At 66.4% G+C, this 18,082-nt stretch carries 19 protein-coding genes and 2 tRNA genes; 10 read left to right on the top strand and 11 right to left on the bottom strand.

The features are described from left to right. Window positions 1–53: 53 nt before the first annotated feature. The 3 genes from ASG62_RS22480 (at window position 54) to ASG62_RS22470 (ending at window position 2,817) form a co-directional block, all read left to right on the top strand. Window positions 54–1,718 (top strand): phosphoethanolamine transferase, encoded by a 1,665-nt coding sequence (locus ASG62_RS22480; RefSeq protein WP_056690661.1) that lies wholly within the window; start codon window positions 54–56, stop codon window positions 1,716–1,718. Continuing rightward, a complete protein-coding gene (locus ASG62_RS22475; protein ID WP_056690659.1) occupies window positions 1,715–2,116 on the top strand; it encodes a diacylglycerol kinase in 402 nt (133 codons plus the stop codon). The genes ASG62_RS22480 and ASG62_RS22475 overlap by 4 nt, the downstream gene beginning before the upstream one ends. Before the next feature lie 179 nt (window positions 2,117–2,295). Next, window positions 2,296–2,817 carry a hypothetical protein gene (locus ASG62_RS22470; RefSeq protein ID WP_056690658.1) on the top strand — a complete coding sequence of 174 codons (522 nt, stop codon included), beginning with the start codon at window positions 2,296–2,298 and terminating at the stop codon, window positions 2,815–2,817. Between the two features lie 63 nt (window positions 2,818–2,880). On the opposite strand, the gene ASG62_RS22465 is transcribed toward ASG62_RS22470, so the two are convergent. The 4 genes from ASG62_RS22465 to ASG62_RS22450 all read right to left on the bottom strand — a co-directional run bounded on the left by ASG62_RS22465 (window position 2,881) and on the right by ASG62_RS22450 (window position 5,706). Continuing rightward, window positions 2,881–3,507, bottom strand: a complete 627-nt coding sequence (locus ASG62_RS22465; protein WP_056690656.1) for a DUF2076 domain-containing protein — start codon at window positions 3,505–3,507, stop codon at window positions 2,881–2,883. Between the two features lie 106 nt (window positions 3,508–3,613). Beyond that, window positions 3,614–4,336 (bottom strand): Bax inhibitor-1/YccA family protein, encoded by a 723-nt coding sequence (locus tag ASG62_RS22460; protein WP_056690653.1) that lies wholly within the window; start codon window positions 4,334–4,336, stop codon window positions 3,614–3,616. Window positions 4,337–4,388: 52 nt separating this feature from the next. Beyond that, window positions 4,389–5,165, bottom strand: coding sequence for an anti-sigma factor family protein (locus ASG62_RS22455; RefSeq protein ID WP_056690652.1), 777 nt, complete (start codon window positions 5,163–5,165; stop codon window positions 4,389–4,391). After that, entirely contained in the window at window positions 5,149–5,706 is a 558-nt protein-coding gene (locus tag ASG62_RS22450; protein ID WP_056690650.1) for a sigma-70 family RNA polymerase sigma factor, read from the bottom strand. The genes ASG62_RS22455 and ASG62_RS22450 overlap by 17 nt, the downstream gene beginning before the upstream one ends. Before the next feature lie 370 nt (window positions 5,707–6,076). Between ASG62_RS22450 and ASG62_RS22445 the strand changes: the two genes are divergently transcribed. Then, the gene (locus tag ASG62_RS22445; protein WP_056690646.1) at window positions 6,077–7,483 is read left to right on the top strand and encodes a methyl-accepting chemotaxis protein; all 1,407 of its coding nucleotides are present in this window, start codon (window positions 6,077–6,079) and stop codon (window positions 7,481–7,483) included. A gap of 187 nt (window positions 7,484–7,670) precedes the next feature. On the opposite strand, the gene ASG62_RS22440 is transcribed toward ASG62_RS22445, so the two are convergent. Then, window positions 7,671–9,167 carry a CoA-acylating methylmalonate-semialdehyde dehydrogenase gene (locus tag ASG62_RS22440; protein ID WP_056690644.1) on the bottom strand — a complete coding sequence of 499 codons (1,497 nt, stop codon included), beginning with the start codon at window positions 9,165–9,167 and terminating at the stop codon, window positions 7,671–7,673. Window positions 9,168–9,278: 111 nt separating this feature from the next. Here ASG62_RS22440 and ASG62_RS22435 point away from each other — a divergent pair, with 111 nt between their 5' ends. Continuing rightward, window positions 9,279–10,160 carry a LysR family transcriptional regulator gene (locus ASG62_RS22435; protein WP_056690642.1) on the top strand — a complete coding sequence of 294 codons (882 nt, stop codon included), beginning with the start codon at window positions 9,279–9,281 and terminating at the stop codon, window positions 10,158–10,160. A gap of 187 nt (window positions 10,161–10,347) precedes the next feature. On the opposite strand, the gene ASG62_RS22430 is transcribed toward ASG62_RS22435, so the two are convergent. Continuing rightward, a tRNA-Thr gene (locus tag ASG62_RS22430) sits at window positions 10,348–10,422 on the bottom strand. A 219-nt stretch (window positions 10,423–10,641) separates the two neighbouring features. On the opposite strand from ASG62_RS22430, the gene ASG62_RS22425 reads away from it, so the two are divergent. After that, window positions 10,642–10,717: transfer RNA gene (locus tag ASG62_RS22425), tRNA-Phe, on the top strand. A gap of 513 nt (window positions 10,718–11,230) precedes the next feature. Here the strand turns inward: ASG62_RS22425 and ASG62_RS22420 are convergent. The 4 genes from ASG62_RS22420 to ASG62_RS22410 form a co-directional block, all read right to left on the bottom strand. Continuing rightward, window positions 11,231–12,226: an SMP-30/gluconolactonase/LRE family protein gene (locus ASG62_RS22420; protein WP_056690640.1), complete on the bottom strand. Its 996-nt coding sequence runs from the start codon at window positions 12,224–12,226 to the stop codon at window positions 11,231–11,233. A 199-nt stretch (window positions 12,227–12,425) separates the two neighbouring features. Continuing rightward, window positions 12,426–13,097 (bottom strand): pentapeptide repeat-containing protein, encoded by a 672-nt coding sequence (locus tag ASG62_RS22415; protein ID WP_244487479.1) that lies wholly within the window; start codon window positions 13,095–13,097, stop codon window positions 12,426–12,428. A 337-nt stretch (window positions 13,098–13,434) separates the two neighbouring features. Further along, window positions 13,435–13,578, bottom strand: coding sequence for a DUF1127 domain-containing protein (locus tag ASG62_RS26000; RefSeq protein ID WP_082536997.1), 144 nt, complete (start codon window positions 13,576–13,578; stop codon window positions 13,435–13,437). Between the two features lie 250 nt (window positions 13,579–13,828). Continuing rightward, complete coding sequence (locus ASG62_RS22410; RefSeq protein ID WP_156382313.1) at window positions 13,829–14,080, bottom strand: hypothetical protein; 252 nt, start codon at window positions 14,078–14,080, stop codon at window positions 13,829–13,831. Window positions 14,081–14,268: 188 nt separating this feature from the next. Between ASG62_RS22410 and ASG62_RS22405 the strand changes: the two genes are divergently transcribed. Then, window positions 14,269–14,853, top strand: coding sequence for a tyrosine phosphatase family protein (locus ASG62_RS22405; protein ID WP_056690631.1), 585 nt, complete (start codon window positions 14,269–14,271; stop codon window positions 14,851–14,853). A gap of 164 nt (window positions 14,854–15,017) precedes the next feature. Next, complete coding sequence (locus ASG62_RS22400; protein ID WP_056690630.1) at window positions 15,018–15,260, top strand: hypothetical protein; 243 nt, start codon at window positions 15,018–15,020, stop codon at window positions 15,258–15,260. A gap of 159 nt (window positions 15,261–15,419) precedes the next feature. Here the strand turns inward: ASG62_RS22400 and ASG62_RS22395 are convergent, their stop codons facing one another. Continuing rightward, window positions 15,420–16,574, bottom strand: a complete 1,155-nt coding sequence (locus ASG62_RS22395) for a sensor domain-containing diguanylate cyclase (RefSeq protein ID WP_056690627.1) — start codon at window positions 16,572–16,574, stop codon at window positions 15,420–15,422. A gap of 172 nt (window positions 16,575–16,746) precedes the next feature. On the opposite strand from ASG62_RS22395, the gene ASG62_RS22390 reads away from it, so the two are divergent. After that, entirely contained in the window at window positions 16,747–17,187 is a 441-nt protein-coding gene (locus tag ASG62_RS22390) for a DUF4174 domain-containing protein (RefSeq protein ID WP_056690624.1), read from the top strand. A 49-nt stretch (window positions 17,188–17,236) separates the two neighbouring features. Continuing rightward, the gene (locus ASG62_RS22385) at window positions 17,237–18,076 is read left to right on the top strand and encodes an SHOCT domain-containing protein (RefSeq protein WP_056690621.1); all 840 of its coding nucleotides are present in this window, start codon (window positions 17,237–17,239) and stop codon (window positions 18,074–18,076) included. Window positions 18,077–18,082: the final 6 nt, after the last annotated feature.

Raw genomic sequence — 18,082 nt, 5'->3', positions numbered from 1 at the left:
CGATAGGAGATGCGTCTGCCGGAGCGTCCCGGCGTCCAGCTTGTGCGGCCCCCATGCGCCTGTTCCGACCGCGTCTCGGCACGATCCAGCTCGTGTCGATCGTCTCCGCCTATCTCGTCCTCCTCACCAACGAGACGTTCTGGCGCAAGGGCTTTGCCTATTTCGCCGGGCACGAGGTCCAGCTGGTCGGCCTCGGCCTCGCCCTCTTCCTTCTCTGCTTCGCGGCCCTGACGACGTTTTCGGTGAAGTATGTGGTGAAGCCGCTTCTCGTCTTCGCGATCGCCGTCTCGGCGCTCGCCTCCTACTTCGTCGACACGTTCGGCCTCGTCATCGACCGCGACATGATCACCAACGTCGTCCTGACCACCCCGGCGGAAGCCGGCCACCTCATGACCGGCAGCTTCTTCCTCCATCTTCTCCTCTTCGGCGCGCTCCCTTCGGTCCTCGTCGCCCTCGTGCGCGTCGAGCACCGATCCTTCCGGGCGAAGGTGAGGCGGCACAGCGCCTTCATCTTTCCGAGCCTCATCGCGGCGGCGGCGATCGTCTACGCCTTCTATCCCGGCTTCTCCTCGATCTTTCGCAGCCATGGCGACCTCATGGCGAGCTTTCATCCCGCCGCGCCCATCGTCGCGGGCGTGAAAGTGGCTCTCAGCGACATGGCCGAGCGCAACATCGTCGCCGCGCCGCTCGGAACCGACGCGAAGCGGGGCCCGATCGCCACCGCCTCGGCGAAGCCGATCGTGACCGTCGTCGTGGTCGGCGAGACCGCGCGGTCGATGAACTTCGGGCTGAACGGCTATCGGCGCGACACGACGCCGGAGCTGGCCGCCCGCGACGTCGTCTCCTTCCAGAACGTGACGAGCTGCGGCACCTCGACGGCAGTGTCCGTGCCCTGCATGTTCTCCAACCTCACCAAGGCGAACTATTCGAGCAAGGCGGGACGCTCGGTCGAGAACCTGACCGACGTGCTCGCCCATGCCGGCCTCGACGTGCGCTGGTTCGACAACGACACGGGCTCGATGCATGTGGCGGATCGCAGGGACTACGAGTTCCTGCCGGCAAGCAACGATCCGCGCTTCTGCGCGGGCGGCGAATGCCACGACGATATCCTGGTCGAGCGCCTGCGCCTGGCGCTCGACGACATCCACCGCGACACGGTGATCGTGCTACACCAGCTGGGCAGCCACGGACCGGCCTATCACGAGCGCTACCCGCAAGCCGCCGAGCGCTTCCAGCCGGCCTGCCGGAGCGCCGAGTTCACCGACTGCACGCGGGAGGAAATCGTGAATGCCTACGACAACACGATCCTCTACACCGATCACGTTCTGTCCGAGGTGATCGACCTCCTGGGAAGCCGCGAGGATCTGGCATCGTCGATGCTCTATGTCTCCGACCACGGCGAGTCGCTCGGTGAGAACGGGCTCTACCTGCACGGCATGCCCTACTTCCTCGCGCCCTCCACGCAGACGCATGTGCCGATGATCGCCTGGTTCTCCAAGCCCTACGAGGCCCTCACCGGCCTTCAGGCGGCCTGCCTCGAAGGGCGCAAGGGCGAGGCGCTCTCCCACGACAATCTCTTCCACACCGTGCTCGGGACGGCCGATGTCGTGACGAGCGTCTATCAGACGGGCCTCGACGCCTTCGCGCCGTGCCGCTCGCGGCAGAGCTCCACCCATCTCGCCGCCAACCCCGCCGAGCCGCACGAGGTGCTGAGATGACCCTCACCTCGACCGAGCCGGGTTTCGTGCCGCCGAAACATGCAGGGCTTCGCCATCTGGCGGAGGCCGCGGGCTACTCGCTCGGCGGGTTCAAGCGGCTCGTGCGCGAGCCGGCCTTCCGCCACGAGATCCTCTTCGGCGGCCTGCTTCTCGGGCTTCTGGCCGTGCTCGACGCGCCGCTTGCCGCCTTTCTGGTACAGGGCGGGCTCCTCCTGATGCTCGCGGCCTTCGAGGCCGTGAACACCGCGATCGAGCTGATCGTCGACCGCGTTTCGCCGGAATGGTCGGCCTTCGCCAAAAACGCCAAGGATCTCGGCTCGCTGTCGGTCGCCTGCGCGATCCTCGCCAATCTCGGCCCCCTCGCCTATGTCGCGGCTTCGCTCCTCGGCTACAGCTGAGAGACGCGCCGACCCCCGCGCAGCGCCGAGAGGCCGATCCTCTTCCCCCGCTCCCAGCCCGTGCGGACCGTCGGCTCAGAAAAGCGGCCGATGCTTAAAATGCCCGGCTGAAGATTCAGCAAGCCCGCAGACCGCGCATGCGAGCGTCCCGGCCTGGACGCATCGATGGAGCGGGCACGATGGCAGACGCAAAGATCACGGAAGAAGCGACATCCGAGCCGGCGGCGGAGGCAGACGCTCCCGATGCGGCGGCTCCGCCGAAGCGCTCCAAGATCAAGCTCCTCGCCATCGGCGGCGTCGCGCTGACAATCTGCCTTGGAAGCGGCGGCTACTTCGCCCTGCCGATGGCGATCGCCATGTTCGCGCCGGCCGGCGGGGCCGCGGCCCACGAGGCCGCCGCCGCCGAACCCGAAACCGCGACCGAAGAGGCCAGCGCGTCGGGCGGCCATGGCGGCGGCGCAGCCGCAGCGGCCTTGCCGGAGGCGCTTCCGGTGAAGATGCTGGTCATGCCCGACCGGGCGGCGTCCGACTATCAGATCGTCTCGATCTACGATGGCGAGGCGTTTCTGGCGACGAGCGACGCGGTGATCCGCGTTCAGGTGGGCTCCACGGCTCCGGGGCTCGGCGACATCCTGGCGATCGAGTCGACGGGAAGCGGCGGAATGGTCAAAGGCTCGCTGGCGACGCTGAAGACGTCCTGACCCGGCAGCGTCGCTTGATCGTTCGAAGGCCGCGGGGATCGCTCCCCGCGGCCTTCTTTTCTATCAGGCCTCGTCGAAACCGCCGAAATCCTCTTCGACCTCGGCGACCTCCGTCTCCACGGCCTCGCCCGCATCGGCGACCGCGCCCTCCACGGCCGCTGCGGGATCGCTGAAGGCATTCGACAGCATGGAGCCGAGCATCATGCCGCCGGCGACGCCCATCGCGGTCTGCGCGGCACCCGCGAGGAAGCCGCCGCCGCCACCTGGACGACCCGCAGCGTAGGCGCCGGCGCCGGGTGCATTGCCGCCCCAGGGGCCGGGGGCCTGGCCCTGCTGCGGCGCGCCCTGCCCTTGGGGCTGGCCGTAGGCGCCCTGCGGCGCATAGGGAGCCCGGGCTGGCTGGCGGGACGCCTGGGAGGCGCCGCCGCCGAAGAGCGAGCCGAAGAAGCCGCCGGAGCTCTGCGGCCGGCTGGTCTGCTGCTCCAGCTGCTGGATGCGGGCGCTGGCAGCTTCGAGCGCCTGCTCCTGCATGATAATGGTCTGCGCCATGTAGTAGGGCGCGCCGGGCTGGCGGCTGACGCTGTCGTTGATGAAGCGCTCGGCCTCGGCCTCGCGGGGCGGCGCATTGCGCTCGGCGTCCGAGAGCTTGCCGAAGAGATTCTGGATCAGGCTCTGTTCGTCGCGGTTCATGGGATCGCTTGTCCTTGGCTGGTTCGACGGAAGGAGCGAGGTCCCGCTCCCTCCAGGGCAGGTTCCGCTCTCCCCACGAGGGGAGAGGGGATCGCGGCTTTGAGGATTACTCCTCGCGCTGGCCGGTGAGGTTCAGCAGCAGCTGGAAGAGGTTGATGAAGTTCAGGTAGAGCGAGAGGGCGCTCATGACGGCCATCTTGCCGGCGGCCTCGGCGCCGTAGTGCTCGGAATACTCTTCCTTGATGCGCTGCGTGTCGTAGGCGGTGAGGCCCGTGAAGACGAGGACGCCGATGATCGAGATCGCGAACTGAAGCGCGCCCGACTGGAGGAAGAGGTTGACCAGACTCGCGATGACGACGCCGATGAGGCCCATCATCAGGAAGGAGCCCATGCCGGACAGGTCACGCTTGGTCGTGTAGCCGTAGAGGCTCATCGTGCCGAAGACGCTGGCCGTGATAAAGAAGGTCTGGGCGATGCTGGCGCCGGTGAAGACCAGGAAGATCGAGGCCATGGAGAGGCCCATGATCGCGCAGAAGCCGAAGAAGAGCATCTGTGCCGTCGCGAAGGAGACGCGCTCGATCCGGAACGACAGGAACATGATGAAGCCGAGCGGCGCCAGCATGACGACCCACTTCAGCGGCGAGGAGAAGATCGGCACGTAAAGCGCCGGCGTGTTCGCCACGAGGAAGGCGACGAGGCCGGTGATGACGAGGCCGATGCCCATGTAGTTGTAGACGCGCAGCATGTGCTTGCGCAGGCCCTCGTCGAAGAGAACCTGTGACTGGGCCGGCGCGGCGTTGACACCGAAGCCGCGGAAGGGTGTGTTCATCGATCTGTCTCCGTTGGGTTGATGGACGTCGGGACGCTTCAGGCGCCCGGTATCAGTGGAGGCTCGCCTCGATCGAGGCCGCCTCGCGTTCGAGCGCACGCCGGTCCGCGCCGGTAGAGACGAGCGCGTAGGCCACCTCGCCGACCTGCCAGTAGGCCGCCGTCGCCGCCCCTTGCGTCACCGCGCTCGCGCGGAGCACGTCGAAGGAGCCGGGCCGGACGGCGAAGAGCGACAGCGTGCCGAACTCCTTCGTCGCCAGCGACATTTCGAGGCTCGGCCCGAAGGTCGAGGGAAAGAGCTGCACGTCCGTCACCGTCCAACCCTTCGGCAGGCCGGGCACGCGGATCGCGGTCGCCGAGAGGATTTCGGCGGGATCGTAGCGCGCGGTCTCGGGCTGCGACCTCATGCCGGCCCGCAGCTCGCTCGTGCCATGCGCCCGCACGGCATCGGCGACGAAGGCCGGCGTCGGCGCGGAGGCGACGCTCTGGCGCACGCTCAAGGCGTTGAACTCCGCATGGGCGATCCAGCCGGCGCCGAGCATCAGGACGAGGGCGGCGGCGCGCGAGAAGCGGCGGGCGACGCCGCGTCGCTTCAGGCTGCGCTCCAGCCGGCCCGCAGCCTCGCTCGTCGCCACGCTGACCGGCAGCGGCTCGGTCGAGAGCGCGAGCCTCAGCTCGTCGCGGGCCCGCAGATCGGCCATGAGGCGCGCGGCCTCCTCCGGCCTCTCGGCCAGATGGGCCTCGACCTCGATGCGGCGGGCCGTGCCGAGCTCGCCGTCGATATAGGCGGCAAGATCCGCCTCGGTGATCGGATCAGGACTTGGGTGCATCCGAGCCTCCTTTCGCCCGCAGGCTCACGATGTTGGAGGAGCTACCCTCGTCCGCCTCGCCCTCGTCGATGGCGCGAAGGCGGGCGCGACCGCGCGACAGGCGCGAGACGAGCGTTCCGACGGGAATGCCGAGCGCAGCGGCCGCCTCCTCGTAGGACAGGCCCTCGACCGTCACGAGATGCAGCGCGGCGCGCTGCTCGTCAGGAAGCGCCATGAAGGCCCGGCGGACATCGGCAAGACGCGAGGCGCTTTCCTGCGAGGCGGCGGTGGACGGATCGACGCGAAGCCCGATCTCGGCATTGCGCACCGCCTCCGCCCGCTGCGTGCGCAGCCGGTCGACGAAGCCGTTGTGAAGAATGGACATAAGCCACGGACGAAGGCTCTTGCCAGAGCGGAACTGCTCCCGGCGCTCGAGGGCGCTGACCAGCGTATCGTGGACGAGGTCCTCGGCATCGGCGGAATTGCGCGTCAGGGACAGCGCATAGCGCCGCAAGGGCCCCAGCAGTCCGATGACGTCGATCTCGCGCTTCTGCTCGCTCATGCCCCGTATACGGACGACCCGCCGGTTTTCATCCATGCGCTGGCGAAAATTTTTGCGGAGTCCGAAACCGCGCCGACTTCAAGGCCCGCCGCCCCCGCGACGGACCGGCGCTTCCGGAGTCCACAAGGCGCGCGACTCCCACGCCGACCCAGGCAGCAAGAGGATGAAGGGATCACGAATACTGCAACTATTTTTATTTATGTGCGTCGCCATCATTGCTGCATAGCAGCAAAGCGTTCAGCCGGATTTGTTTTCGTCGCCTAGTCCAGGCTTTCGACTTCGAGAGGACGCTGCTTGACCTCGTCAACGGTTTTTTAGCTCCCGTTTGGGAAACTACTGGTCGCAGTCGTCTCCCGACGCCGAGGATGTCATGTTCAATCCCTTCCGCCAGAAAAAGACGTTTCGTGAGCAGTTCGCAGACGCCATCATGAAGCTCTCGCCCGATGGCTACTACGTCTTTCAGGACGGGGTGATCCGCGACTGCAATCCCGCGACCGAAGCGCTTTTGCGCGGTAGCTTCGAGCAGATCGTTGGACTGTCGCCGGAACAGATCGCCCCGGAATTCCAGGCCGACGGCTCGCGCAGCGCCGATCGGACCGTCGGCATCGCGGAGGAGATCAAGAAGAACGGCATCGCGCGCTTCGAGTGGACGATGAAGCGGCTGGACGGCACGACCTTCCCGAGCTTCGTCACGCTGATCGGGAGCCTCATCGACGAGAAGCCGGCCGTCCTCACCTTCATCGTCGACATGAGCGTGATGGTCGCCATGCGGGAAGAGGGCGACAAGGCTCGGCAGGCCGAGGAGCGCACCAAGCAGGCGCAGAGCCAGGCGATGGACGCGCTGGGTGGCGCTCTCAGCCGCCTCGCGAACGGCGATCTCACGGTGACGGTCGCCCATGCCATGCCGCCGGCCTTCGCCAAGGTCGGCGCCGATTTCGATCTCGCCATCGAAACGCTGTCCTCGGCCATGAGCGACGTCGCGACCACGGTCGGAAGCGTCGACGCGGCGACTCGCGGCATCGCGGATTCCTCCAACGACCTCGCCCAGCGCACCCAGCAACAGGCCGCCTCCCTCGAAGAGACCGTCGCCGCGCTCAGCGAAGTGACGCGGGCGGTCAACCAGACCGCCGAAAGCTCAAGCAACGCCCAGAAGGTCGCGACGTCCGCGCGCCAGAAGGCCGAAAAGGGCGGCGACGTCGTCTCCCAGGCCGTCGAGGCCATGAGCCGGATCGAGACCTCCTCGCAGAAGATCAGCCAGATCATCGGCGTGATCGACGAGATCGCCTTCCAGACCAATCTTCTGGCGCTCAACGCGGGCGTCGAGGCGGCGCGCGCCGGCGAGGCGGGCCGGGGCTTTGCGGTCGTCGCGCAGGAAGTCCGCGGTCTCGCGCAGCGGTCCGCGGAAGCGGCCAAGGAGATCAAGTCGCTGATCTCCACCTCGGCCGACGAGGTGCGGACCGGCGTCGATCTCGTCACCGCCTCCGGACGCAGCCTCAAGGACATCGTCGAAGAGGTCGAGACGATGACCGGCGTCATCGGCCGGATCGCCTCCTCCGCCAAGGAGCAGGCGGCGAGCCTCAAGAGCATTTCGAGCTCCGCCGACCAGATGGACAAGGCGACCCAGCACAATGCCGCGCTGGTGGAGGAGACGACCGCGGCCGTCCAGGCCCTCGCCTCCGACGCCGACCATCTCGCCCGCATCGTCGAGCGCTTCCGCACGGACGAGCGCTCGACCGGCTACGGTCATTCCACCGAGGCCTATCGCCGGGCCGCGTAAAGCTCGAAGGACAGAAGGAGCCCGGGCTCCCTGCCCGCTCGCTCGAGACACGAAAGGCCGGACGTCGGAGGACGCCCGGCCTTTCGCGTTCGGGATAAGTGGGAACCGGTTATCCCGAAAAGACAAACGACGACAAAGGAATCGAGGGCGTGTCTGGTTCAGCATGAACCAGACACGCCCTGAAAGATCACTTCATGACGGGCATCGAGAACTCGGCACCCGACTTGATGCCGGACGGCCAGCGCGAGGTGATCGTCTTCGTCCGCGTCCAGAACTTGATCGAGTCCGGGCCGTGCTGGTTCAGATCGCCGAAGGACGACTTCTTCCAGCCGCCGAAGGAGTGGTAGGCGAGCGGCGTCGGGATCGGCACGTTGATGCCGATCATGCCGATGTTGATGCGGCTGGCGAAGTCGCGCGCGGCATCGCCGTCCCGCGTGTAGATCGCGACGCCGTTGCCGTATTCGTGCTTCATCGGTAGGGCGATCGCGTCCTCGTAGGTCGCGGCGCGCACGACGGAGAGGACAGGGCCGAAGATCTCCTGCTTGTAGATTTCCATATCGGGCGTGACATGGTCGAAGAGCGAGGAGCCGACGAAATAGCCCTCCTCGTAGCCCTGCATCTTGAAGCCGCGGCCATCGACGACGAGTTCGGCGCCCTCGGCGACGCCCTGGTCGATCAGCCCGTTGATCTTGTCCTTCGCGGCCTTGGTGATGACCGGGCCGTAATCGGCGGAAAGGTCCGTCGCGGGTCCGATCTTCAGCGATTCGACCTTGGGGCTCAGCTTGGCGATCAGCGCGTCCGCGGTTTCCTTGCCGACCGGCACGGCGACCGAGATCGCCATGCAGCGCTCGCCCGCCGAGCCGTAGCCGGCGCCGATCAGCGCATCCACGGCCTGATCGAGATCGGCGTCGGGCATGATGATCATGTGGTTCTTGGCGCCGCCGAAGCACTGGGCGCGCTTCCCGTTGCGCGTCGCCTCGGCATAGACGTAGGAGGCGATCGGCGTCGAGCCGACGAAGGAGACGGCGCCGATATCGGGATGGGTCAGGATCGCGTCCACCATCTCCTTGTCGCCGTTGACGACCTGCAGGATGCCCTTGGGCAGGCCGGCCTCGATCATCAGCTCTGCAAGGCGCATGGGCACGGACGGATCGCGCTCGGACGGCTTCAGGATGAAGGCGTTGCCGCAGGCCACGGCCGGCGCGAACATCCACATCGGGATCATGGCGGGGAAATTGAACGGCGTGATGCCGGCGCCGATGCCGACCGGCTGGCGGATCGAATACATGTCGATGCCGGGGCCGGCGCCTTCCGTGAACTCGCTCTTCATCAGATGCGGGATGCCGATGACGAACTCGCAGACTTCGAGCCCGCGGACGATGTCGCCCTTGGAGTCCTCGACCGTCTTGCCGTGCTCGGCCGAGAGCATTTCGGCGAGTTCCTGCATGTTCTCGTTGAGGAGCGCGACGAACTTCATGAAGACGCGCGCCCGGCGCTGCGGGTTGGTCGCGGCCCAGGCGGGCTGGGCGGCCTTGGCGCGCTCGACCGCGATCTCCAGCTCCGGCAGACCGGCCAGCGACAGATGCGCCGACACCTGGCCCGTCGCGGGGTTGAAGACCTCGGCCTTGCGGCCGGACGTTCCGGCGACGCGCGCGCCGTCGATGAAGTGACCGATCTCGTTCATGTTCGCTCCCCTTGGTGGTTGCGGCGGACTTGAAGCCATTTCGGACTTTCGTTCAACGTGCGAGAATGCGTATCCGTTGTGCGCGGTTTATAGTCCTCGGAAAGCCTCACGATGAACTGGGACGATGTCCGCGTCTTTCTCGCCGTCGCGCGCAGCGGACAGATCCTGGGCGCGTCCCGGCGGCTCGGGCTGAACCACGCGACCGTCGCCCGGCGGCTCGACCAGCTGGAAGCCGGGCTCGGCGCCCGCCTTCTGGAGCGCCGGCCGAACGGCTGCACCCTGACGGACCAGGGCGTCGCCTTTCTCGACCGGGCCGAACGCATGGAGGCGGAGATGGACGCCGCGCGGGCCGCCGTCTCCGACGAGCGGCTGGATCTGGCGGGCACCGTGCGCGTCGGCGCGCCCGACGGTTTCGGCACGGACTTCCTGGCGCCCCGCCTCGCCCCCTGGCTGGCGCGCCATCCGCGCCTCAAGGTGCAGCTCGTGCCCGTGCCCCGCGCCTTCTCGCTCTCGCGCCGCGAGGCCGACATCGCGATCACCGTGGACCGGCCCGAGCAAGGCCGCGTCATCGCCCGCAAGCTCATCGACTACTCGCTCGGCCTCTTCGCCTCCAGCGCCTATGTCGAGGCATTCGGGGCGCCGGAGAGCCTCGACGACCTCGCCCGGCACCGGCTCGTCGGCTATGTCGAGGATCTCGTCTACAGCGCCTCGCTTCACTATGCCGAGGACCTCGGCGGCGTCTGGCCGAGCCGCTTCGAGATTTCCACGGCCCTTGGGCAGACCGTCGCCGTGGAGGCCGGCGCCGGCATCGGCATCCTCCACACGTTCATGGCCGCCCGCCGCCCTCATCTGATCCGCATCCTCCCCGACCAGACCATCCGCCGCACCTACTGGCTCCTCCACCACGAGAGCACACGCGGCCTTGCCGGCGTCGAAGCCGTCTCCAAAGCCATCACCGACCTCGTCGGCGCGGAACGGGCGATCTTTCGATGAAGGAAGGGAGATTACAGGACGCCGGAGGCGGCACGCGGCATACATCACTGCGGGGGAAAGGCGCACCGGGGCCGAAAGCCGTCGGGTGTCGCTTTTGAGCGGTCAGGAGGATGGGAACCGACCGAGGGCTTCAGTCTGGGAACAGTCAGCAGCTGATGAGCCGACAAGTCCAAGGCCCTGAAAAGGATGGTGCTGCGAGAGAGGATTGAACTCTCGACCTCTCCATTACCAATGGAGTGCTCTACCACTGAGCTACCGCAGCCGGTCGCTGAACGCGGGTGCCTTCTGCCACACAGGAGGGGGGAGCGCAAGCGGACTTGGCCAGCTTTGTGCAGCTCGGGACAAGGTTCGAGAGCAGGTTCACGAAAGCGTCTTTTAGCGCTTCGAATGGGGTGGACAGAGCCATTTTCGGATTCTATAAGCGCCACACCTTGCAGGGGCCGCTCGCCGGTCTCGGCGACAATGTCGCCATCGCAACGGCGCCCAGGTAGCTCAGTTGGTAGAGCATGCGACTGAAAATCGCAGTGTCGGCGGTTCGACTCCGTCCCTGGGCACCAGTCTCGTTTCGTGTCGTCCAAATGTTCTATCGGCGTGCTCGATATCGCATCTCCACGGACGCACCGGTGCTGTTCTTTGACGTCGTTCACCCGCCGCGCCAAACATTTTTCCGTCGCTCCATTTCGCCAGACCAACTCGCCAGATTTCAGCTGCGCGATCTGCCGCTCTGATGTGGATTTTGCTCGGTCTTGCGACGTCTGCCGGTTCGGCGGCTTTGGAGGGATCGGGGGGTTCAAGGCGCGCCATTCAGTGACGCGACACCTTCCTTGCGCCGACACCATTCCCAGACGGATGGGCGATACACACTGGCGCGGGCAGACAGGGAATCGCTTGAACGACTTCCGTCGAAGTCTTCGATCTCTGCTGGAAGCTTAAGAGCACAAGGTCCGCGGCGGGCGCGTGGCTTTCCTTTCGCAATGTCATAGCACCGGGATTCAACCAAGCTGGAATTGCCCCCCGCCCCGCGCGAGGCGAGGCGGTTGCAGGTGTAGCCGCGGCTCTGATGCGCTTGCTTACCGCTTCCGCCACTCGATGCCGGGCACCTTCAGGTCGATCGCGTGGACCGAGTCGGTGGCCGTGACGAACAGTCGGCGGCCGTCGGGGCCGCCGAAGGCGAGGTTGGCGGCGGGTTTGGGCGTGGGGATCAGGCCGAAAGGTCGCCCGGCTTCGTCGAAGATGCGCACGCCATCGATGGATCCGGCGTAGAGCCGGCCCTCGATGTCGAGCGCCAGGCCGTCCGGCACGCCCTTGTCGTAGAGGGCGAAGACTTGCCTGTCGGCCAGGGCTCCATCGTCGCCGATCGTGAAGCGGACGATGCCGTTCGGCGCGGTGGCGTCTCCGCCGGTCTCGCTGACATAGAGGGTCCGGCCATCCGCCGAGATGGCGATGCCGTTGGGCTGGCGGAGCGTATCCGTCTTGGCGTCGAGTCGACCGGACGGGTCGATGCGGTAGACGCGCCGGGCAGACTGTTCGGGTTCGGCCGGAATGCCCTCCTCGGGTTGCGTGATGCCGTAGGTCGGATCGGTGAACCAGATCGCGCCGTCGGGCGCGAGGACGGCGTCGTTCGGCGAGTTCAGGCGCTTGCCGTCATAGCGGTCGGCCAGAACCGTGATCGAGCCGTCCGGCTCCTGGCGAACCACCTGGCGTCGCCGGTGCTCGCATGTCACGAGGCGCCCTTCCCCGTCGAGAACATTGCCGTTGGCATTTTCGGACGGATCTCGAAACGTCTCGGTCGATCCGTCGTCGCCGAGCCGCCACATGCGGTTCGTCTTCACGTCGCTGAACACGAGGCTCTCGAGGTCCGGCAGGTAGCAGGGACCCTCCAGCCATCGGCCGCCCGTGAAGAGCGTCTTCATCTCGGCTGACGGGTCGAGGATCGTCTCGAGCGCCGCCCGTTCGGCATCGACCGTCGGCGCAGCGTGGGCTCGGTCGAGAGTGGCGCCTGCGACGATGCCCCCGACAAGACCCTTCAGGACCGCACGCCTCTGCCAGTTCGCCATCTCGCTCATTCCCACTTCTCGCAACACCTCCGCCAAATAAGGTGTGAGGAGCCGCGAGCGTTCCCCACCTCCAAGGAGGCGAGACCGAGACTTCGATGCCGGTCACTGCTGCAAAGCTGTGTCCAGGCAGGCCCCGCTCGCCAAGCTGCCGACGAATGGTCCGAGGCCTGCGATCAAAGCGGCGGCGAGAAGGGTGCGGCCTTCGCGATCAGTCGAACGGACACGGCCAGTTCGCGGGCGGGTTGAGGCCCGTGGGGAGCTTGGTCGCCTCGTCGCCGCAGGCGAGGTCGATCTGCGGCTGGGTCAGGCCCTTGGCCGCCGAAAGGTCCGCGCCTTCGATCCGGGTGAGGAACATATAGGCGCGGGAGAAATCCAGCGGGCTCTCGATCCGGGCGTTCTTGAAGCTCGCGCGGGCAAGGTTGGCGAAGGCGAAGCCGTTTTCGCCGAGGATCGCGCCGGTGAAATCGGCGCGCCCGAGTTCGGCCTTCTCGAAGCTCGCTCCTGTCAGGACGGCGCCGTTGAAGTTGGCGCGCTGGAGCTCGGCGCCGTCGAAGGACGCGCCCTTGGCGGAAAGGCCGGAAAAGTTGGTCCGGTAGCCCTCGATCTGCGTGAAGTCGGCGGCATCGGCGATGGCGCCGGCAAGCGACGTGCGCGCGAGTTTCGCGCCTTGCGCGTTGGCGCCGGCCAGGACGGCGCCGCTGAGATCGCTGAGGCTGAAATCGGCCCCGCGCAGATCGGCCTTTTCGAGATTGGAGCCGGGGATCATGATGTTGCTTCGGTTGCAGCCGCCCCAGTCCAAACCGGGCTCGGGATCTGCCCGGCAGTCGGCCGCCATGGCCGCAGCCCCCGACGAGAGAAGCGCGACGAGTGTCGCGGCCATCTTGAGACCGTGGGCCCGAAGCCGCATTCCGGCCGATTGCCTTGGCTCACGCATCGTCATGGCGATCCCCTCTTCCGCGTCTCGAAGGAAAAGAGGTGTCCTCCGAATTCGTTGCCGAAGGCAAGGCGACTTCTTCGAGAAAGCGAGCGACCGGCGAGGCCCCCGCGGGCGACGGCGGCTCGTTCCGCGGTCAGGTCTGACCCCCAAAAACGACGACGCCCGCCGGGGGAGGACCGGCGGGCGTCGTGTCTTGAAGTCCTACGGCTGGGAGGAGGATGCCGTCGAACGTCTGCGCTTCGGCCTCGGGGAGGAGATCGGCCGGAGCGAAGCTTAGAATTTAGCGGGTGGCCTGGCGGGCCACGGCCGGGATATCCGAGCGCGAAATGCCGAGGTCGGAGAGTTCGCGGGCCGAAAGGCTGTTCAGCTCCGAAACGGTGCTGCGATACTGGCGCCAGGACTTCAGGGTGCGGGAGATGCTCATCTTGGTGATCCTTCAGCGCTCCTCGTCGGTGGGAGCGGCTCTGTTCGTTTCGACAAGCTCTACATACGCGCCCTGCCCTTCCTTCAGTAGCGCTGGTTGTGCATGGCAGGCCGACCCGTTTTCGATATCTTCTCCCCGCCGATCAGGCGTGCATCAGCTGCATGGCTCGAGCCCGGAGCTTCGGCGAGCGGCATGGCCAGCCGGCGGATTTCCCCTGGGCGCCCTGCTCGGATCCATCGTCCGAGCGTCGTCAGTAGACCGGGCCGGCAATGGCCTCCGTGCCCTCTCCGACCAGACCGGTGTGCCGGGCGGTCGCGACGTCGCGGCGATGCTCCTGGGCCGCCATGCAGTCCAGATAGACCTGCGACTTCCGATCGACGCCGTAGCGCGAGCAGATCTCGGCATCGGTGCGCAGGGCGAACTGGCGCTGGTTGTAGGCGGTCGTGCAGCCGCCGGACGAAAGCAGCGACAGCATCGCCAGGCTCAACATCACCTTACGCATCTCATCTCCGCTTCCAGAACGACGGGCCATCGCTCTTCCCTGAGGCAAGAGGCTTGTACGAACCATGCCGATCGCGTTTCGCGCGGAAACGGGACGAGGCGCCCTCGCCTTGGCCGGGCCCAAGCGTTGTCGGGGGCGGCCAGCGGCGGTATAGCGGCGGGCGATTTGCGGAACGGGGACCTCGACCGATGAAGACGCTCACCATTTCCACCCGCACGATCTGCGGCATCGAGGAACTGCCGAGCCATGGAACGGCCGGCGTGACGCATGTCCTCTCCATCGTCGATCCCGGCTTGCCCGAGCTCGAAGCCTTCCGATCCTATGGCGACCATCGGCGCACGCTTCTGGAGTTCCACGACATCATCGACCCCTATCCCGGCCAGGTCATGCCCGCGCCGGAGCATCTGGACGCGATCCTGCGCTTCGGGGCCGAGCTCGACGCGGATGCGCGCGAAGGCGCGTCCGGCCATCTCCTCGTCCATTGCCACATGGGCATTTCGCGCTCGACGGCAGCCATGGTCACGCTGATGGCGCAGGGCGACCCGGAGGCCGGCGAGGACGAGCTGTTCCACCGCCTGCGCGACATCCGCCCGAAAGCTTGGCCGAACTCCGTGATGATCGGTTTCGCCGACGAGAAGCTCGACCGCGGGGGCCGGCTCGTCGAGGCGCTGCGCCGCCACTACGGGTATCAGATCCGTCACGAGCCGCGCATGCCGGTCTGGATGAGTGAACTGCGGCGGAGCCGTGAGGTGGAGATGGCCCTTCCCGTCTGACGCCGGCTGCCGGCTACCGGCTGAGGGCTCACGGCTTCGGCCCGATGCCGGACGAGACGCACTGGAAGAGCTGACGGTTCGCAGAGATGAGAGGGCTGCGACAATGCGGCCGGATCGAAGCGCCATGCCCGCCGTTTGCCTGTCACAACCAGGAGATCGACGACATGGCAGACCTCAGCGACAAAGCCCGCTCCATCCTCGCCTTCGCCGCCTATCATAGCCTCACCAGCGGCGAAGTCGTGCGCGAGGTCGTGCTCGACGACGGCAAGGGCCACAAGGCCGATCACGAGGGGGTGGAGGAGCTGTCCTCGGCCGGCCTCATCGAGGCGGAGGGAGCGCGGGGGCGTCTGACCGACGCGGGAAACGAGCTGCTCGGCAGGGTTCTCGACGCGATTCGACAGGCTTAGAGTTTGTCGACGATAAGCTGACCCGCTTATCCGAAACGACAAACGACGAAATCCAGATGAATCCGGCTCAGAATGAACCTGACAAAAATCTGGAAGGAATGGGGGCGAGAGAGGCGCATCGGCTTCCCCCCCCCCCACTGACCTTGCGAACCGTCGCGATCAGGCGGCGACGGACGCGGTGTCCCGGGCTTCATCGTCCGTGCGCACGCTGGGGGCGGCGAGCAGCGCGCGACCCTTTCCGTTGGATTTGACACGGTAGAGGGCCCCGTCGGCTGCGGCCATACAGCTTTCAAGCGTTCCGCTACACTCGCTCCACTTGGCCGCTCCGACGCTGGCTCCGATCAGGGCGAGGCTGTTACCTTCGATGGAATAGGGAACGGAAAGAGAGTGGATGATTCGGGCGCCGCAAGCGCGGATTTCGTCGTCGCCGACGAAGGAGCCGAGGATCAGAAACTCGTCGCCTCCCAGCCGGCTCACGGCCGCCTGCGCTCCGAAGAGTTCTTTCAACCGAAGGCCGACCTCCTGCAGGAGGCTGTCGCCGGCGGCATGTCCGAGACGGTCGTTGACGTTCTTGAAGCCGTCGAGGTCGATGTAGAAGAGGACGAGCGAGGGGTGCTTCTTCGCCAGTCGATCCGCCTCCTCGGCCAGCCCGCGCCGATTGAGGAGCTGCGTCAACGGATCGATGACGGCCTGCTCGCGGCTGACGATCTCGGCCTTCAGCGCCTTCAGCGCCATCTGCCGATGCTGCTTGAGGATCGACAGGTTGTAGGCCGCGAAGAGAACCGCCTGCACGAAGATCAAGGGCATGAAGGAGGGGTGGCTGAACAGAAAGGCCGTTTTGAAGGTCAGGTCGATGATCATGACCTGCGCGAAGGCATAGCGTGGCGTTGCGAAGTTGCGGGCGACGATGCCGCCGATCACCGCCAGGCTCGTGCCGAGAACGATGATCATGCTGACCAGATCGCCGGAAAGGACAATGACCCAGATGGTCGCGGCCTGCAGAGCGGCCCAGACCAGTCCCATCGCGAAGAGCGGATCGGCCGGCTTGTCGTATCGCCTCGTCAGCCGGAGCCGCACGGCGAGCAGCAGGCATTCCAGGATCGCGAAACCGACGAGCAGGGAGCTGTTCAGGCGATACGCGGCGACCAAGGTGATGGTCAGGCTGTTGATCGCGCCCATGACCAAGGGCACTTTCGTGGCGAAGGGAGTGGCCTGCAGACGCGCCCGCAATTCGAGAGGCACTTCGGCGCCGACGTCGGAAAGCCAGCGAATCGCCGAAGTTCTCGATTCGCCATAGGTCGACGTGACAGGCATCTGATTTTCCCCAACCCCATTTTTGCGACGTTGACTGAAATCTCTTTCCGCTTTCTTTCATGCAGCCTAAGACTTTAATGTTGCGATGCTTTCGAAAACGGGGATCGGCAGCTCGTTCGGGGGGCTCTTTGGTCGTTCCGTTACGTCGGCCGCTTCTGGAGGATCGTGGACGATGAAACGCATCTGGCTGGCGACCCTGGCAGCGTTACTGATGACGACGGAAGCGATGGCCGCGCCGGACGATAGACTCGACGCATCGAAGCGCGTGCTGCTCGTCTTCTCAAACGCGAGCGACCCCGCCCTCGCCGAACAGTCCAGGCTCCTCGACGCCGCAGGACCGAACGCCTTCGAGGAGCGCGATCTCCTCGTCCTCCTCGTTCCCGCCGCCGGGAAGACGCGCGTCCTCGTGGGCGGACCGGCCGATGCCTACGAGGCTGCGGCGCTTCGCCGGAGCCGGAACGTGGCGCCGGAGGCAGGTTTCACCGTGCTCCTCGTCGGCAAGGACGGCGGCACCAAATGGCAGGCGAAGCGGCCGGCGAGCCCGGAGGCGGTCTTCTCGATCATCGACGCGATGCCGATGCGTTTGGACGAGATGCGGCGGAACAGGCCGTAGGCTTGAGAGTTCAAGGCGGCAACCCGTTCCAGCATCGAAGGGATACGAAATGACCTCCTCACCATCCGGCGACGGCGATCGCGCGATCGCCGACATCGCCGAGCGCCACGGCTTCAAGCCGGAGGCCGCCAAGGTCCTCGCCGAGGCGCTGAAGCGCTCGGGCGGCAGCATGGCGCAGTTCAACCACCCCGATCTCGGCGGCATGGGCCAGTGGTCCAAGGGCGGCATGATGATGATCGGCGATATGAACAACGGCGATCTGAAGGCGCGCGTCGGCGACCTCGCGCGGGATCTGTCCGACGCCGTCCAGTCGGGCAAGATCGGCGACGAGGCGCAGGAATCGTCCTTGTCGAAACCGTCCTCGTCCTCCCACTCGTCGTCTTCGTCCTCCTCGTCGTCGTCGGGCGGGTCGTGGTGGCCGGGAGATCTCGGCACCCCGTCCTCGACGGGTTCGCAGAACAATTCTCGCTATGCCGTCTTCCCCGACAAGCAGCGCCTCGCGATCGACGACGGCGGGCATGTCACCGTCTACGACACCGGCGACGAGCGGATCGAGGGCGCTTCGCAGCAGCAGGGCGGCGACAGCTCGATGCGCTTCTCGACCCGCTCGGGCTCCGTCCGCGTCGAAGACCTGAAGAAGGTCGGCGACGGGGATTCGCAAGACGACGTCCGGGCGAAGCGGCAGGCCGGGCCTGCTTCGCCCGTTGGATCATCACCCACGCCCGGCCGTAACGAACTGACCTCGGTGCCCTCCCACTCCCGGGATCGGTCCCAAGGCAGCGGCGATCCGATCGATCTTCTACGCCGGCTCGCGGCCCTGCGCGACGAGGGCATTCTCACCGAGGCGGAATTTTCGGCCAAGAAGACCGAAATCCTCGCGCGGCTTTGATGCCGA

This window comes from Aureimonas sp. Leaf427 (assembly GCF_001425485.1).
In the GTDB taxonomy this organism is placed as follows: Bacteria; Pseudomonadota; Alphaproteobacteria; order Rhizobiales; family Rhizobiaceae; genus Plantimonas.
This window is presented reverse-complemented; position numbering and strand designations above follow the sequence as displayed.

Coding starts and splice junctions, on each gene's coding strand:
- ASG62_RS22480 (WP_056690661.1), top strand. CDS start 54: ATGCGCCTGTTCCGACCGCGTCTCGGCACGATCCAGCTCGTGTCGATC.
- ASG62_RS22475 (WP_056690659.1), top strand. CDS start 1,715: ATGACCCTCACCTCGACCGAGCCGGGTTTCGTGCCGCCGAAACATGCA.
- ASG62_RS22470 (WP_056690658.1), top strand. CDS start 2,296: ATGGCAGACGCAAAGATCACGGAAGAAGCGACATCCGAGCCGGCGGCG.
- ASG62_RS22465 (WP_056690656.1), bottom strand. CDS start 3,507: ATGAACCGCGACGAACAGAGCCTGATCCAGAATCTCTTCGGCAAGCTC.
- ASG62_RS22460 (WP_056690653.1), bottom strand. CDS start 4,336: ATGAACACACCCTTCCGCGGCTTCGGTGTCAACGCCGCGCCGGCCCAG.
- ASG62_RS22455 (WP_056690652.1), bottom strand. CDS start 5,165: ATGCACCCAAGTCCTGATCCGATCACCGAGGCGGATCTTGCCGCCTAT.
- ASG62_RS22450 (WP_056690650.1), bottom strand. CDS start 5,706: ATGAGCGAGCAGAAGCGCGAGATCGACGTCATCGGACTGCTGGGGCCC.
- ASG62_RS22445 (WP_056690646.1), top strand. CDS start 6,077: ATGTTCAATCCCTTCCGCCAGAAAAAGACGTTTCGTGAGCAGTTCGCA.
- ASG62_RS22440 (WP_056690644.1), bottom strand. CDS start 9,167: ATGAACGAGATCGGTCACTTCATCGACGGCGCGCGCGTCGCCGGAACG.
- ASG62_RS22435 (WP_056690642.1), top strand. CDS start 9,279: ATGAACTGGGACGATGTCCGCGTCTTTCTCGCCGTCGCGCGCAGCGGA.
- ASG62_RS22420 (WP_056690640.1), bottom strand. CDS start 12,226: ATGAGCGAGATGGCGAACTGGCAGAGGCGTGCGGTCCTGAAGGGTCTT.
- ASG62_RS22415 (WP_244487479.1), bottom strand. CDS start 13,097: ATGGCCGCGACACTCGTCGCGCTTCTCTCGTCGGGGGCTGCGGCCATG.
- ASG62_RS26000 (WP_082536997.1), bottom strand. CDS start 13,578: ATGAGCATCTCCCGCACCCTGAAGTCCTGGCGCCAGTATCGCAGCACC.
- ASG62_RS22410 (WP_156382313.1), bottom strand. CDS start 14,080: ATGCGTAAGGTGATGTTGAGCCTGGCGATGCTGTCGCTGCTTTCGTCC.
- ASG62_RS22405 (WP_056690631.1), top strand. CDS start 14,269: ATGAAGACGCTCACCATTTCCACCCGCACGATCTGCGGCATCGAGGAA.
- ASG62_RS22400 (WP_056690630.1), top strand. CDS start 15,018: ATGGCAGACCTCAGCGACAAAGCCCGCTCCATCCTCGCCTTCGCCGCC.
- ASG62_RS22395 (WP_056690627.1), bottom strand. CDS start 16,574: ATGCCTGTCACGTCGACCTATGGCGAATCGAGAACTTCGGCGATTCGC.
- ASG62_RS22390 (WP_056690624.1), top strand. CDS start 16,747: ATGAAACGCATCTGGCTGGCGACCCTGGCAGCGTTACTGATGACGACG.
- ASG62_RS22385 (WP_056690621.1), top strand. CDS start 17,237: ATGACCTCCTCACCATCCGGCGACGGCGATCGCGCGATCGCCGACATC.